The organism is Massilia sp. R2A-15 (genome assembly GCF_030704305.1).
Classification (GTDB): domain Bacteria; phylum Pseudomonadota; class Gammaproteobacteria; order Burkholderiales; family Burkholderiaceae_D; genus JAFCUW01.
This window is the reverse complement of record NZ_CP131935.1, coordinates 4,597,571-4,610,298: the sequence shown is the minus strand read 5'-3', so window position 1 is coordinate 4,610,298 and position 12,728 is coordinate 4,597,571. Positions and strand designations below refer to the sequence as shown.

Annotated in this window: 16 protein-coding genes; 1 reads left to right on the top strand and 15 read right to left on the bottom strand. The window is 65.4% G+C overall.

Annotation, left to right across the window (positions count from 1 at the left end):
* Nucleotides 1–169: 169 nt before the first annotated feature.
* A complete protein-coding gene (locus tag Q4S45_RS21280) occupies nt 170–1,903 on the top strand; it encodes a PHB depolymerase family esterase (RefSeq protein WP_305507395.1) in 1,734 nt (577 codons plus the stop codon).
* An 81-nt stretch (nt 1,904–1,984) separates the two neighbouring features.
* Here the strand turns inward: Q4S45_RS21280 and tatC are convergent, their stop codons facing one another.
* The 15 genes from tatC to murA form a co-directional block, all read right to left on the bottom strand.
* Nucleotides 1,985–2,740: a twin-arginine translocase subunit TatC gene (gene tatC, locus Q4S45_RS21275; RefSeq protein ID WP_305507394.1), complete on the bottom strand. Its 756-nt coding sequence runs from the start codon at nt 2,738–2,740 to the stop codon at nt 1,985–1,987.
* Nucleotides 2,741–3,229 (bottom strand): Sec-independent protein translocase protein TatB, encoded by a 489-nt coding sequence (tatB, locus tag Q4S45_RS21270; protein WP_305507393.1) that lies wholly within the window; start codon nt 3,227–3,229, stop codon nt 2,741–2,743. It lies immediately after the preceding gene.
* Nucleotides 3,230–3,278: 49 nt separating this feature from the next.
* Nucleotides 3,279–3,506, bottom strand: a complete 228-nt coding sequence (tatA, locus tag Q4S45_RS21265; RefSeq protein WP_305507392.1) for a Sec-independent protein translocase subunit TatA — start codon at nt 3,504–3,506, stop codon at nt 3,279–3,281.
* An 81-nt stretch (nt 3,507–3,587) separates the two neighbouring features.
* Complete coding sequence (locus Q4S45_RS21260) at nt 3,588–3,956, bottom strand: histidine triad nucleotide-binding protein (protein ID WP_305507391.1); 369 nt, start codon at nt 3,954–3,956, stop codon at nt 3,588–3,590.
* A 16-nt stretch (nt 3,957–3,972) separates the two neighbouring features.
* Nucleotides 3,973–4,317, bottom strand: a complete 345-nt coding sequence (locus tag Q4S45_RS21255) for a phosphoribosyl-ATP diphosphatase (protein WP_305507390.1) — start codon at nt 4,315–4,317, stop codon at nt 3,973–3,975.
* Entirely contained in the window at nt 4,314–4,754 is a 441-nt protein-coding gene (gene hisI, locus Q4S45_RS21250; protein WP_305507389.1) for a phosphoribosyl-AMP cyclohydrolase, read from the bottom strand. Before hisI ends, Q4S45_RS21255 begins: the two co-directional genes overlap by 4 nt.
* Nucleotides 4,755–4,764: 10 nt before the next feature.
* Nucleotides 4,765–5,526, bottom strand: coding sequence for an imidazole glycerol phosphate synthase subunit HisF (hisF, locus tag Q4S45_RS21245; protein WP_305507388.1), 762 nt, complete (start codon nt 5,524–5,526; stop codon nt 4,765–4,767).
* 4 nt (nt 5,527–5,530) lie between these two features.
* Complete coding sequence (gene hisA, locus Q4S45_RS21240) at nt 5,531–6,307, bottom strand: 1-(5-phosphoribosyl)-5-[(5-phosphoribosylamino)methylideneamino]imidazole-4-carboxamide isomerase (RefSeq protein WP_305507387.1); 777 nt, start codon at nt 6,305–6,307, stop codon at nt 5,531–5,533.
* A gap of 30 nt (nt 6,308–6,337) precedes the next feature.
* The gene (gene hisH, locus Q4S45_RS21235) at nt 6,338–6,976 is read right to left on the bottom strand and encodes an imidazole glycerol phosphate synthase subunit HisH (RefSeq protein ID WP_305507386.1); all 639 of its coding nucleotides are present in this window, start codon (nt 6,974–6,976) and stop codon (nt 6,338–6,340) included.
* Between the two features lie 5 nt (nt 6,977–6,981).
* Nucleotides 6,982–7,572 carry an imidazoleglycerol-phosphate dehydratase HisB gene (gene hisB / locus Q4S45_RS21230; protein WP_305507385.1) on the bottom strand — a complete coding sequence of 197 codons (591 nt, stop codon included), beginning with the start codon at nt 7,570–7,572 and terminating at the stop codon, nt 6,982–6,984.
* 13 nt (nt 7,573–7,585) lie between these two features.
* Complete coding sequence (gene hisC / locus Q4S45_RS21225; RefSeq protein WP_305507384.1) at nt 7,586–8,677, bottom strand: histidinol-phosphate transaminase; 1,092 nt, start codon at nt 8,675–8,677, stop codon at nt 7,586–7,588.
* A gap of 7 nt (nt 8,678–8,684) precedes the next feature.
* Entirely contained in the window at nt 8,685–9,482 is a 798-nt protein-coding gene (locus Q4S45_RS21220; RefSeq protein WP_305507383.1) for a site-specific DNA-methyltransferase, read from the bottom strand.
* Complete coding sequence (gene hisD / locus Q4S45_RS21215; protein ID WP_305507382.1) at nt 9,479–10,789, bottom strand: histidinol dehydrogenase; 1,311 nt, start codon at nt 10,787–10,789, stop codon at nt 9,479–9,481. The genes Q4S45_RS21220 and hisD overlap by 4 nt, the downstream gene beginning before the upstream one ends.
* A gap of 8 nt (nt 10,790–10,797) precedes the next feature.
* Nucleotides 10,798–11,472 (bottom strand): ATP phosphoribosyltransferase, encoded by a 675-nt coding sequence (gene hisG / locus Q4S45_RS21210; RefSeq protein WP_305507381.1) that lies wholly within the window; start codon nt 11,470–11,472, stop codon nt 10,798–10,800.
* A 2-nt stretch (nt 11,473–11,474) separates the two neighbouring features.
* Nucleotides 11,475–12,725, bottom strand: coding sequence for a UDP-N-acetylglucosamine 1-carboxyvinyltransferase (gene murA, locus Q4S45_RS21205; RefSeq protein ID WP_305507380.1), 1,251 nt, complete (start codon nt 12,723–12,725; stop codon nt 11,475–11,477).
* Nucleotides 12,726–12,728: the final 3 nt, after the last annotated feature.

Sequence of the window (12,728 nt, the reverse complement as noted above, 5' to 3'; positions counted from 1 at the left end):
GCGTGCGTGCTCGAACGCACCTCGAATTCTCCCAACTCGTCGACTAGAATCATTACGTTACATTTCGTGATTATTCCGTCGCGGCCCTGCCTTTGTCGCGCAACGCATGCAGGGCCGCAGAGCGCAAAGCCGGTGTCCTGCTCCACTCACAAGAACGGAGACACTGCTCATGGCATTCCAACGACTCTTCGCGCGCGCCTGCGCCTCCCTGCTGATCTTCGCCTCCTGCCTGCCCGCGCACGCGCAGGTGACCGCCGGCCCGGGCGCCTGGAGCGCCAGCCAGACCTGGGACGCCGATACCGTCAACGGCGGCAGCCTGACCGGCTATTTCTACTGGCCGGCGACCCAGCCCACCCTGGCCGCCAAGCGCGCGCTGGTGCTGGTGCTGCATGGCTGCACCCAGACCGCGCTGGGCGATGTGATCGACAACGGCGACGGCGGCTTCAACTGGAAGGCGATGGCCGACCAGTATGGCGCCGTGATCCTCGCCCCCAACGCCACGGGCAACGTGTACAGCAACCACTGCTGGGACTATGCGAGCACCAGCCATAACCGCAGCTCCGGCCACGACGCCGTGCTGCTCAAGCTGATCAACCGCTTCGTCACCAACAGCCAGTACGCGATCGACCCTAACCAGGTGTACGTGGCGGGGCTGTCGTCGGGCGGCGGCGAGACGATGGCGCTCGGCTGCATGGCGCCGGACATTTTCGCCGGCATCGGCATCAACGCCGGCCCGCCGCCGGGCACCACGACCGCGCAGATCGGCTTCGTCCCTTCGGGCTACACGGCGACCACCGCCGGCAACAACTGCAAGGCGCTGGCCGGCGCCAACTCGCCGAAATTCGCGACCCAGATCGCCGGCGTGGTGTGGGGCACGACCGATTACACGGTGGCCCAGGCGTACGGACCGATGGACGCCGCAGGAATGCGCATCGCGTATGGCGGCGCCTTCACGCAGCAGGCCACGGCGTCCGTGCCGGGCGGCGGCAGCAACATCCCGTACAAGGACAGCAACGGCAAGCTGCGCACCACGGAGATCACGGTCACCGGCATGGCGCACGCATGGCCGGCCGGCGCCGGCGGCCAGAACGCCAACTACGTCGATGCGACGCACGTGAACTACCCATCGTTCGTGATGGACTTCTGGTTCAAGAATAACCTGCGGGTGACGGCGTTCGCGGCGCCGGTGGTCAATTCGTGCAGCGCGACGGTCAATGGCGGCAGCGTGACGGTGGCCGGCGCCGGCACCGACAGCGCAGGCACGATCACCAGCTACAAAGTGGTGCTGACCGGCCCGACCGCGGTGAACGATGCGGCGGCCGGCAGCGGCGCGAGCTTCAGCAAGGCATACGCGGTGGCCGACGGCTACTACACCGGCAGCGTCACTGCCACCGACAGCGCCACCGGGCAGACCTCGGCCGCCTGCACCATCGCGCAGTTCCTGGTCGGCCAGGCGCCGGCGCTGCAGCCGCCGGCCGGCCTGGCGGTGGGCGCGGCCACGGCCAGCACCATCGCGCTGTCCTGGAGCGCCGCGGCCAACGCCACCGGCTACAACGTCTACCGCAACGGCGGCAAGATCACGGCAACGCCGGTGACCGCGACCTCGTACACCGCCGGCGGCCTGGCGGCCAGCACCAGCTACAACTTCCAGGTATCGACGGTGGGAACGAGCGGCGAGAGCGCGCTGTCGAATGCGGTGACGGGCACCACCACGTCGGGCTTCACCTGCACGGCGACCAATGCCAGCAACTACGCGCATGTGCAGGCGGGACGCGCGCACGACAGCGGCGGCTATGCGCTGGCCAACGGCTCGAACCAGAATATGGGGCTGGATAACGTGTTCTACACGAATACGCTGGCGCAGACGTCGGCGGGCTATTACGTGATCGGGAACTGCCCGTAAAGCGAAGATGGGGTCAGGTCCGCAGGACCAGACCCCGATGCTGTAGGCGGCTGCGTTAAATTACTTGAACAGTCAAGTAATTCAGGCCGGCTCTTCGGGGGCCTGGGTCGCCTTGACGAACATCGGGGCGACAAACAGGCCCAGCTCGAACAGCAGGCACATCGGGATCGCCAGTGCGAGCATGCTGACCAGGTCGGGCGGTGTGATGATCGCGGCGATGGTGAAGGCGCCGACAATCACGTAGGAACGCACTTCTTTCAGCTTGGCGACGCTGACGATTCCCATCCGGACCAGGATCACCACCACCACCGGCACCTCGAAGGTGCCGCCGAACGCCAGGCACATCGACATCACGAAGTCGAGGTAGTTTTCGATATCGGGAGTGACCGCGATCGACGTCGGCGCGAACTCCCCGATGAAATGGAACACCCGCCCGAACACGAGGAAATAGCAGAACGCCACGCCGCACATGAACAGCACCGAGGACGATATCACCAGCGGCAGCACCAGCCGTTTTTCGTGTGTGTACAGGCCGGGCGCGATGAACGCCCACACCTGGTAGAACACCCACGGCAGCGCAAGGATGATGGCAAGCATCAGCGTCAGCTTCACCGGGACCATGAACGGCGCGATCACGCCGGTGGCGATCATCTTCGAGCCGGCCGGCAGCGCGGCGATCATCGGATGTGCTATGAAGTCGTAAATCGCGGCCGGTCCGGGCCAGATCATCAGCGCGATGCAGAAAATGGCGATCCCGGCCGCCGCCTTGACCAATCGGTCGCGCAGCTCGATCAGGTGGGAGATGAAGGTTTCGGCGCCTGGAACTTGGTCGGTCATTTAGAAGAATGAAGAGGAGGAATTGACGCGCGGGCGGAATTTTTTCACCCGCGCGGCACCCGACATGATGTGGCTCTTGCCGCCTAGGCGCTGTTTGTACCAGCCGGGGACGGCCGAGTTACGAACCAGCTTCTTGCGGCGGAAGTCGCGCGCCTTGCGCTCGAGGTCGGCCATGGTGGCAGGCGCCGCGCTGTCGCTCGAGACATGGCCGCGCCAGGATGCCTGCACGTCGTCGAGATCCTTGCCGATCGACTGCTCCACATCGGTCTTGATGGAGTGCGCCGCTTCGGACACTTCCTGTTGCAGGTTGCGCAGTTCGTCGAGCTCGATCTCGCGGCTGACTTCGGATTTGACTTCGTGCAGATAGCGCTGGGCGCGGCCGTACAGCGTCCCGGCCATCCGCGCTACCTTGGGCAGTTTTTCGGGACCGATGACGATCAGTGCGACGACACCGATAATGGCGAATTTGGAAAGTCCAAGGTCGATCATGGATGGGCTAAGTCAGGATGCTCGCGCCCGCGCGGGGCAGGCGCAAACATCAGAACTTGGATTTCTCTTTCGTCTCGACGTCGATGGTGGTCTTGTCGGCGACCTGGGACGGCGGCACGACCACGCCCGGCTTATCTTCTTCGCCCTTCATGCCGTCCTTGAAACCCTTGACGGCCTTGCCAATGTCCGATCCCATATTGGCGAGCTTCTTGGTACCGAAAACCAAAATCACGATGACCAGCAAGGCAATCAAGTGCAAACCGCTGAATGAACCCATATATCCTCCGCAAGGCGCTGGCGCCCCAAATTCGTGAAACTTACTTCGTTAGTATATGCGAAACGGATCGGCGCGGCTATCTCAGCGCTCGACGCGCCAGGGATGCGGGCCTCCGAACATGTGCAGGTGCAGATGGTACACCTCCTGGCCGCCGTCCGGACCGCTATTGATCATGGTCTTGTAGCCGCCGCCCGGCGTGCCATCCTGCCAAGTGACCGCGCAGCCCTGCTCCTTGGCCAGGCGCGGCGCCAGCGCCAGCATCTTGCCCAGCAGTTCGGTATGGCTGGCGTCGCAATCGGACAGCGTCGCGACGTGGATTTTCGGAATCACCAGGATATGAACCGGCGCGTGCGGGCGGATGTCCTTGAACGCCAGCAGCTCGTCGTCCTCGTACACCACCGTCGCGGGGATTTGCTTGGCGGCGATCTTGCAAAACAGGCAGTTGTCCAAAATACGCTCCTTGTTGCTAGTTGTCGGGCGCGCGCGCGGCCTTCTCGTCGATGCCGGACACGCCTTCGCGGCGCGCCAGCTCGTCGAGCACCTGCTGCGGCGTCAGGTTGAACTGGGCCAGCAGCACCATCGAATGGAACCACAGGTCGGCGCACTCGTAGAGCACCTTCGAGGCGTCGCCGCCGTGGCGCGCGTCCTTCGCGGCCATCACGGTCTCGGTGGCTTCCTCGCCGATTTTCTTCAGGATCGCGTCGTCGCCCTTCGAGAACAGGCGCGACACGTACGAGGTCGCGGGATCGCCGCCGTTTTCCAGCTTGCGCGATTCGATCACGGCGGCCAGGCGCTTGAGGGTGTCGCTCATTTTTTGTTCTTCGGATTGGTATAAATCGTTTCCGGATCCTTCAGCACAGGCTCCGCGCTCTGCCAGTCGCCGCTGTCGGCGTCGCCGTCGAACTTCTGGAAGAAGCAGGAATGGCGCCCGGTGTGGCAGGCGATGCCGCCGGCCTGCTCGATCTTCAGCAGCACCACGTCCTCGTCGCAGTCGAGCCGGATCTCCAGCACCTTCTGCACGTGGCCGGACTCCTCGCCCTTGTGCCACAGCTTCTTGCGCGAGCGGCTCCAGTACACCGCCTCGCCCAGCTCCACCGTCTTGTGCAGGGCGTCGCGGTTCATCCAGGCGAACATCAGCACCTCGCCGGTGGACGCTTCCTGGGCGATCACCGGCACCAGGCCGTGTTCGTCCCAGCGGACCTTCTTGAGCCACTTGGCGTTGTTGGCGGGGATGGCGATGGTGCTCATGCGTCGTTCCTCAATCCAGGCGCATCGGAATGCCCTGCGCGGCCATGAAGCGCTTGGCTTCTTCGACCGTGTGCTGGCCATAATGGAAGATGCTGGCTGCCAGCACCGCGTCGGCGCGCCCCAGCTTGATGCCGTCGGCCAGGTCCTGCAGGCCGCCCACGCCGCCCGAGGCGATCACCGGAATGTTCACCGCATCGGACACGCCGCGCGTCAGGCCCAGGTCGAAACCGGATTTGGTGCCGTCGCGGTCCATGCTGGTCAGCAGGATCTCGCCGGCGCCGAGGCGCTCCATGTTCTGCGCCCACTCGATCGCGTCCAGGCCGGTGGCCTTGCGCCCGCCGTGGGTGAACACTTCCCACTTGCCCGGCGCGACCTGCTTGGCGTCGATCGCCACCACGATGCACTGCGAGCCGTGCTTCTGCGACGCTTCGAACACCAGCTCGGGATTGGTCACCGCCGAGGTGTTCATGCTGACCTTGTCGGCGCCCGCGTTGAGCAGGCGACGCACGTCTTCGACCTTGCGCACGCCGCCGCCGACGGTGAGCGGGATGAACACGGTGTTGGCCACCGCTTCGATGATGTGCAGGATCAGGTCGCGCCCGTCGGAGGACGCGGTGATGTCGAGGAAGGTAATCTCGTCGGCGCCCTGGCCGTCGTAGCGGCGCGCGATTTCCACCGGGTCGCCGGCGTCGCGCAGCTCGGTGAAGTTGACGCCTTTGACGACGCGGCCGTCGGTCACGTCCAGGCAGGGGATGATGCGTTTTGCGAGCATGGGGTTACGCCTCGGCGTCTCCGCTCAATTCGTCCGCGCGCGCCTGGGCCGAGGTGAGGTCCAGCGTGCCTTCGTAGATGGAACGGCCGCAGATCACGCCTTCGATACCCTCGTCCTGCACCGCGCACAGGTCCTCGACGTCCTTCAGGTTGTGCACGCCGCCCGAGGCGATGATGGGGATGCGCACCGACTGCGCCAGCTTGACGGTCGCCTCGATGTTCACGCCGCCCATCATGCCGTCGCGGCCGATGTCGGTGTAGATGATCGACTCGACGCCGTAGGCTTCGAACTTCTTGGCCAGGTCGATCACTTCGTGGCCGCTCATCTTGCTCCAGCCGTCAGTGGCGACCTTGCCATCCTTGGCGTCCAGGCCGACGATGATACTGCCGGGGAAAGCGCCGCAGGCGTCGTGCAGGAAGCCGGGGTTCTTCACCGCGGCGGTGCCGACGATGATGTAGCTGATGCCGCTGTCGAGGTAGCGCTCGATGGTGTCGAGGTCGCGGATGCCGCCGCCCAGCTGCACGGGAATCGCATCGATCTCGTTGTCATAGGCGAAGTCCTGCACCGCCTTCAAAATCGATTTGATGGCCGATTCGTTCTTCGGCTTGCCGGCGAAGGCGCCGTTCAGGTCCACCAGGTGCAGGCGCCGCGCGCCCTTCTTCAGCCAGTGCAGCGCCATGTCGGCCGGGTCTTCGGAAAACACGGTGGCGAGTTCCATGTCGCCCTGTTTGAGGCGCACGCAGTGACCGTCTTTCAGGTCGATGGCAGGAATGAGCAGCATATTCGGCAGTGTCGGTTAGGTGAGTGAAACTTACGGATTCCAGTGAACGAAATTCTGGTACAGCCGCAGGCCGGCGGCCGCGCTTTTCTCGGGATGAAACTGGGTGGCGACGATATTCTCGCGCGCGACCGCGCAGCAGAACGGCGCGCCGTAATCGGTTTCGCCGATGGTGTCGCCCGGGTCCACCGGCTGGGCGTAGTAGCTGTGCACGAAGTAGAAATAGGCATCGTCGCCGATGCCTTCCCAGATCGGGTGCGGCCGCACCTGGCGCACGCGGTTCCAGCCCATCTGCGGCACCTTGAAGCGCGAGCCGTCGGCCTGCGTCATGCCGTCGAGGCGAAAGCGCACCACGCGGCCCGGCAGCAGGCCAAGGCCGGCGGTGTCGCCTTCCTCGCTGCGGTCGAACAGCATCTGCTCGCCCACGCACACGCCCATCAGCGGCTTGTTCCTGGAAGCGCGCAGCAGCGCATCCTCGACGCCCGATTCGCGCAGGCTGAGCATGCAGTCGCGCATCGCGCCCTGGCCCGGCAGCACGACGCGGTCGGCGCTGTCGATGTCGGCAGCTTCCCCGGAAATGAGCACGTTGGCGTCGGGCGCCACCGCGCGCAGCGCCTGCGCCACCGAGCGGAGATTGCCCATGCCGTAATCGACCACGACGATTTTATTCATGGCCGTTACAGGGTGCCTTTGGTGGACGGGATCACGCCGGCCGAACGCGGATCGAGTTCGGCGGCCATGCGCAGCGCGCGGCCGAAGGCCTTGAACACGGTCTCGCACTGGTGGTGCGCGTTCTCGCCGCGCAGGTTATCGATGTGCAGCGACACCAGCGCGTGGTTGACGAAGCCCTGGAAGAATTCGTGCGCCAGGTCGACGTCGAAGGCGCCGATCATCGCGCGCTTCCACGGCACGTGCATTTCCAGGCCCGGACGGCCGGAGAAATCGATCACCACGCGCGACAGCGCCTCGTCCAGCGGCACGTAGGCGTGGCCGTAGCGGCGGATGCCCTTCTTGTCGCCGATCGCCTTGGCCACCGCCATGCCCAGCGTGATGCCGGTGTCTTCGACCGTGTGGTGGGCGTCGATGTGCAGGTCGCCCACGCACTCGATGTCGAGGTCGATCAGGCCGTGGCGCGCGATCTGGTCGAGCATGTGGTCCAGAAAAGGCACGCCGGTGTTGAGCTTCTGGACGCCGGTGCCGTCGAGGTTGATCGCGACGCGGATCTGCGTCTCGTTGGTGTTGCGGATGATTTCAGCGGTGCGGGTCATGGACTGTTGCTCTTTATTTCAGTGCTGCCTTCAGGGCAGTCAGGAATGCGGCGTTTTCTTCGGGCGTACTGACGGTCACGCGCACGCAATTGGCCAGCAGTTCGTGCATTTTACCGAGATTTTTGACCAGCACCTTCGCGCCGGTCAGTTTCGCGCAAGCATCTTCGGAATTGGGCACTTTGAAGGTAAGGAAATTGGCGGCGGACGGATAGACTTCGACGCCGGGCAGCTTCGCCAGTTCCGCAGCCAGTTCGGTGCGGGCGGCGTTGAGCTGCTCCGCCTGCTTGTTGAGCACATCGAGGTGTTCGAGCGCGAATTCCGCGGCGGCCTGGGTCAGCACGTTGACGTTGTAGGGCGGGCGCACCTTGTCGAACTGCGCCAGCAGCGCGGGCGCGGCCGACATGTAGCCCAGGCGGATGCCGGCCAGGCCAAGCTTGGACAGGGTACGCATCACAACCAGGTTCTCGAACTCCTCGAGGTGGCCCATGAAGCTGGTGCGTGCGAACGGCTCGTAGGCCTCGTCGACGACGGCGATGCCGGTGTCGCCCAGCGCGTCGATCAGTTCGGCCATGTCGGCCGCGTCGTACAGGTTGCCGGTCGGGTTGTTCGGGTAGGCCAGGAACAGCACCGCCGGCTTGTGCTCGGCGATCGCGGCCAGCATCGCCGGCATGTCGAGCGAGAAGTCGGACTTGAGCGCCACGCCGACGAAGTCCATGCCGGCAAATTGCGCCGAGCGCTGGTACATCACGAAAGCCGGCACCGGCGCGAGTATCACCGCGCGGCGGTCCTGGTGCGCGGTGGCCATGGCGACGATCGAGATCAGTTCATCCGAGCCGTTGCCCAGGATGACGTCGTACCCCGTCGGGACACCCAGCTTGGCGCAGATCGCCCGCTTTAGCGCGGCATAGGACGGGACCGGATAGCGGTTCAGCGCCGCATCGGCCAGGCGCCGGCCCAGTTCCGCGCGCAGTTCGACCGGCAGCTGGTACGGGTTCTCCATCGAGTCCAGCTTGATGTAGCCGCTGGAGTCGGGCACGTTGTAGCTGTTCGCCTTGCGCACGTCGGCGCGGATGGTGTTGGTGATCAGGTTATCGATGAAGGACATGGTTTCCTCAGCTGGCGGCGACTGCCCTGGCTTTTTTCGGTTTGGCTTCCAATACGGGCGCCGCGAGGCGCTCCTCGATGATCTCGCAGTATGCCGGATTCAGCTCGAAGCCGACGTAATCGCGCCCGCAGCGCCTGGCCGCGATCGCGGTGGTGCCGCTGCCCATGAACGGGTCGAGCACCACGCCGCCGGGCGGACACGAGGCCTTGACCATCCGCTCGATGATCTCGAGCGGCTTCTGGGTCGGGTGGTCCTCGCGCTCCGGATGCTCCTTGTGCAGGCGTGACACGCTCCACAGGTCCTTCGGGTTGTAGCCCAGTTCCAGCCACTTGGCGCCCACGAAGATCGAGCGCGAGCGGGCCTTCTTGGTTTCGGCGTCGTAGGCGATGCGCACGGCGTCGAGGTCGAAGTAGTAGTCCTTGCGCTTGACGAAAAAGCCGATCGTGTCGTGCACCGACGTGAAGCTGCGCACGCTGCCGCCCATCGACGGCACGCGGCGGTCCCAGATGATCTCGTTCATCATCGTCATGCGCTGCTTGAGCATGACGAAGATCTCCGGCGAAAAGCGCCAGGTCAGGAAGATGTACAGGCTGCCGTTGGGTTTGAGCTTGGGCAGGGCCATGTCCACCCACTGCTCGGTCCACGCCAGGTAGTCGGCCACGCTTTGCTGGTCGGAGGCGTTGCCGTAGTCCTTGCCCAGGTTGTAGGGCGGGTCGGTCAGGATCAGGTCCACCGAGCCGTCGGGAATGCGCGCCAGGCCTTCGAGCGCATCCTCGCAAAATACCCGGTTGATCCAGTCGCTCATGACTTCAGCCGCAGTTCGGCGCTGCGGGCGTGCGCCTGCAAGCCCTCGCCGTAGGCCAGTTCGGCCGCGACCTTGCCGAGCGTCTGGGCGCCCGCTTCGGACACGAACAGGATCGAGGAGCGCTTCTGGAAGTCGTACACGCCCAGCGGCGACGAGAAGCGCGCCGTGCGCGAAGTCGGCAGCACGTGGTTCGGGCCGCAGCAGTAGTCGCCCAGCGACTCGGACGAGAAGCGGCCCAGGAACATGGCGCCGGCGTGGCGGATTTTGTCGGCCCACTGCTGCGGGTCTTCCGCCGAAATCTCCAGGTGCTCGGCGGCGATGGCGTTGGCGATCTCGCAGGCCTCCTCCATGTCGCGCACTTTCACCAGCGCGCCGCGGTCCGTCATCGAAGTGCGGATCGTGTCCTGGCGCGGCATGGTCGGCAACAGCTTGTGGATGCTCGCTTCGACCTGCGCGATGTAGTCCGCGTCCGGGCACAGCATGATGGCCTGCGCCAGTTCGTCGTGCTCGGCCTGCGAGAACAGGTCCATCGCCACCCAGTCCGGATCGGTGGTGCCGTCGCACAGCACCAGGATCTCGGACGGGCCGGCGATCATGTCGATGCCGACCGTGCCGAACACGCGGCGCTTGGCCGACGCCACGTAGGCGTTGCCGGGGCCGACGATCTTGTCGACCGGCTGAATCGTCGCGGTGCCGTAGGCCAGCGCGCCGACGGCCTGCGCGCCGCCGATGGTGATCACGCGCGTGACGCCGGCAATCGCGGCGGCGGCCAGCACCATCTGGTTCTTCACGCCGTCCGGGGTCGGCACCACCATGATGATCTCCGCCACGCCGGCCACCTTGGCGGGAATCGCGTTCATCAGCACCGACGACGGATACGCGGCCTTGCCGCCCGGGACGTAGATGCCGACCCGGTCCAGCGGCGTGATGCGCTGGCCCAGCACCGTGCCGTCAGGCTCGGTGTAGCTGAAGCCTTGCAGTTCCTGCTTCTGGCGCTCGTGAAATACGCGGATGCGGTCCGCCGCGGTCTGCAGCGCGGCGCGCTGCGCTTGCGGCAGCGATGCCAGCGCCGCATCCAGTTCGGCCTGGCCGATGTCGAATTCGGCCATGCCCGCCGCACTGATTCGATCGAAACGGTTGGTGTATTCCAGCACCGCGGCGTCGCCGCGCGCCTTGACGTCGGCCAGGATCTTGGCCACCGCGGACTCGATGGCGTCATCGGCCGACTCCTCGAACGCGAGCAGCGCGTCGAGCTTCTTGCGGAAGTCAGGTTCGGTGGAATCGAGTTTGCGGATCTGGATCGTCATGGGATAAATCAGCCTTGCAACTTGGAGGCGCGTTCGAACGCGTCGAGGATGGGTTGGAGCCGCGCGCGCTTGAGTTTCAGCGCCGCCTGGTTGACCACCAGGCGCGACGAGATCTCCATGATGGTTTCGACTTCCACCAGGTTGTTGGCGCGCAGCGTGCTGCCGGTGGAGACCACGTCGACGATGGCGTCGGACAGGCCGACCAGCGGCGCCAGCTCCATCGAGCCGTACAGCTTGATCAGGTCCACGTGCACGCCCTTGGCGGCGAAATGCTCGCGCGCGGTCTGGACGAACTTGGTGGCCACGCGCAGGCGCGCGCCCTGGCGCACCGCGCTGTCGTAGTCGAAGCCGGCGTGCACCGCGACCGACATGCGGCACTTGGCGATGGCAAGGTCGATCGGCTGATACAGCCCTTCGCCGCCATGCTCGTTGAGCACGTCCTTGCCGGCCACGCCGAAATCGGCGGCGCCGTACTGCACGTAGGTCGGCACGTCGGACGCGCGCACGATGATGACGCGCACGTTCGGGTCGTTGGTGGCGAGGATCAGCTTGCGCGAGGTTTCCGGATTCTCGGTCACCTCGATGCCGGCCGCCGCCAGCAGCGGCAGCGTGTCGTCGAAGATGCGGCCTTTGGACAGCGCGAGGATCAGCTGGCCGCTGGCCTGGGGAGCGAACGGGTTCATGATTACTTGATCCGCACGATATCGGCGCCGACGGCGGACAGCTTCACTTCCATCCGGTCGTAGCCGCGGTCGAGGTGGTAGATGCGGTCGATCAGCGTGGTGCCTTCGGCCGCCATGCCGGCGATCACCAGCGAGGCCGAGGCGCGCAGGTCGGTCGCCATCACGGGCGCGCCGCGCAGGCGGGACACGCCGCCGATGTGGGCGACGTTGCCGTCGGTGCGGATGGCCGCGCCCAGGCGGTTCATTTCCTGCACGTGCATGAAGCGGTTTTCAAAAATGGTCTCGGTGACCTGGCTGGCGCCGTCGGCGATGGTGTTGACCGCCATGAACTGCGCCTGCATGTCGGTCGGGAAGCCCGGGTATTCAGTGGTGACGAAGGTGACGGGACGAGGACGCGCATCCATGCGCGCGCGGATCGTGCTGTCGCCGATGTCCATCACCAGGCCGATTTCGCGCAGCTTGTCGAGGCCTGCGTCCATGATGTCGGTGCGGGTGTTCTTGAGCAGGATGTCGCCGCCGGTGGCCGCGACGGCGCAGAGGAAAGTAGCCGCTTCGATGCGGTCGGAAATGACCGCGTGCTTGGCGCCATGCAGCGACGGCACGCCCTGGATCACCAGCCGGCCGGTGCCGATGCCGTCGATCTTCGCGCCCATCTTCACCAGCAGGTTGGCCAGGTCGGTCACTTCCGGTTCCTGGGCGGCGTTTTCGAGAATGGTCTCGCCTTCGGCCAGGGTCGCGGCCATCAGCAGGTTCTCGGTGCCGGTCACGGTGATCATCTCGGTGCGGATGCTGGCGCCTTTGAGCTTGGCGCAGCGGGCGTAGATGTAGCCGCCTTCGATGCTGATTTCGGCGCCCAGCGCTTCCAGGCCCTTGATGTGCTGGTCGACCGGACGCGAGCCGATCGCGCAGCCGCCGGGCAGCGACACCTTGGCCGAGCCGAAGCGCGCCAGCAGGGGGCCGAGCACCAGGATCGACGCGCGCATGGTTTTCACCAGTTCGTACGGCGCTTCCAGCGTCGTGATCGCGCCGCCGTTCAGCGTGACGTGCTCGCCGTCCTGCTTCACCGTCAGGCCGGTCTGCGCCAGCAGCTTGAGCATGGTCTTGACGTCGTGCAGGTGCGGCACGTTCGACAATTCGAGGTCGCCCGCGGTCAGCAGGCCCGCGCACAGGATCGGCAGGGCGGCGTTCTTGGCGCCGGAGATGGTGATGTCACCGTTGAGGCGCTTGCCGCCGACAATCTGGAGCTTGTCCATGGT

What these genes read in the sequence shown, in the direction of transcription:
- tatC (WP_305507394.1), bottom strand. Translation starts at nt 2,740, where the DNA reads ATGACCGACCAAGTTCCAGGCGCCGAAACCTTCATCTCCCACCTGATC.
- hisI (WP_305507389.1), bottom strand. Translation starts at nt 4,754, where the DNA reads ATGAGCACCATCGCCATCCCCGCCAACAACGCCAAGTGGCTCAAGAAG.
- hisF (WP_305507388.1), bottom strand. Translation starts at nt 5,526, where the DNA reads ATGCTCGCAAAACGCATCATCCCCTGCCTGGACGTGACCGACGGCCGC.
- hisA (WP_305507387.1), bottom strand. Translation starts at nt 6,307, where the DNA reads ATGCTGCTCATTCCTGCCATCGACCTGAAAGACGGTCACTGCGTGCGC.
- hisC (WP_305507384.1), bottom strand. Translation starts at nt 8,677, where the DNA reads ATGTCCTTCATCGATAACCTGATCACCAACACCATCCGCGCCGACGTG.
- hisH (WP_305507386.1), bottom strand. Translation starts at nt 6,976, where the DNA reads ATGAATAAAATCGTCGTGGTCGATTACGGCATGGGCAATCTCCGCTCG.
- tatB (WP_305507393.1), bottom strand. Translation starts at nt 3,229, where the DNA reads ATGATCGACCTTGGACTTTCCAAATTCGCCATTATCGGTGTCGTCGCA.
- Q4S45_RS21280 (WP_305507395.1), top strand. Translation starts at nt 170, where the DNA reads ATGGCATTCCAACGACTCTTCGCGCGCGCCTGCGCCTCCCTGCTGATC.
- hisG (WP_305507381.1), bottom strand. Translation starts at nt 11,472, where the DNA reads ATGAACCCGTTCGCTCCCCAGGCCAGCGGCCAGCTGATCCTCGCGCTG.
- Q4S45_RS21255 (WP_305507390.1), bottom strand. Translation starts at nt 4,317, where the DNA reads ATGAGCGACACCCTCAAGCGCCTGGCCGCCGTGATCGAATCGCGCAAG.
- murA (WP_305507380.1), bottom strand. Translation starts at nt 12,725, where the DNA reads ATGGACAAGCTCCAGATTGTCGGCGGCAAGCGCCTCAACGGTGACATC.
- tatA (WP_305507392.1), bottom strand. Translation starts at nt 3,506, where the DNA reads ATGGGTTCATTCAGCGGTTTGCACTTGATTGCCTTGCTGGTCATCGTG.
- Q4S45_RS21220 (WP_305507383.1), bottom strand. Translation starts at nt 9,482, where the DNA reads ATGAGCGACTGGATCAACCGGGTATTTTGCGAGGATGCGCTCGAAGGC.
- hisB (WP_305507385.1), bottom strand. Translation starts at nt 7,572, where the DNA reads ATGACCCGCACCGCTGAAATCATCCGCAACACCAACGAGACGCAGATC.
- hisD (WP_305507382.1), bottom strand. Translation starts at nt 10,789, where the DNA reads ATGACGATCCAGATCCGCAAACTCGATTCCACCGAACCTGACTTCCGC.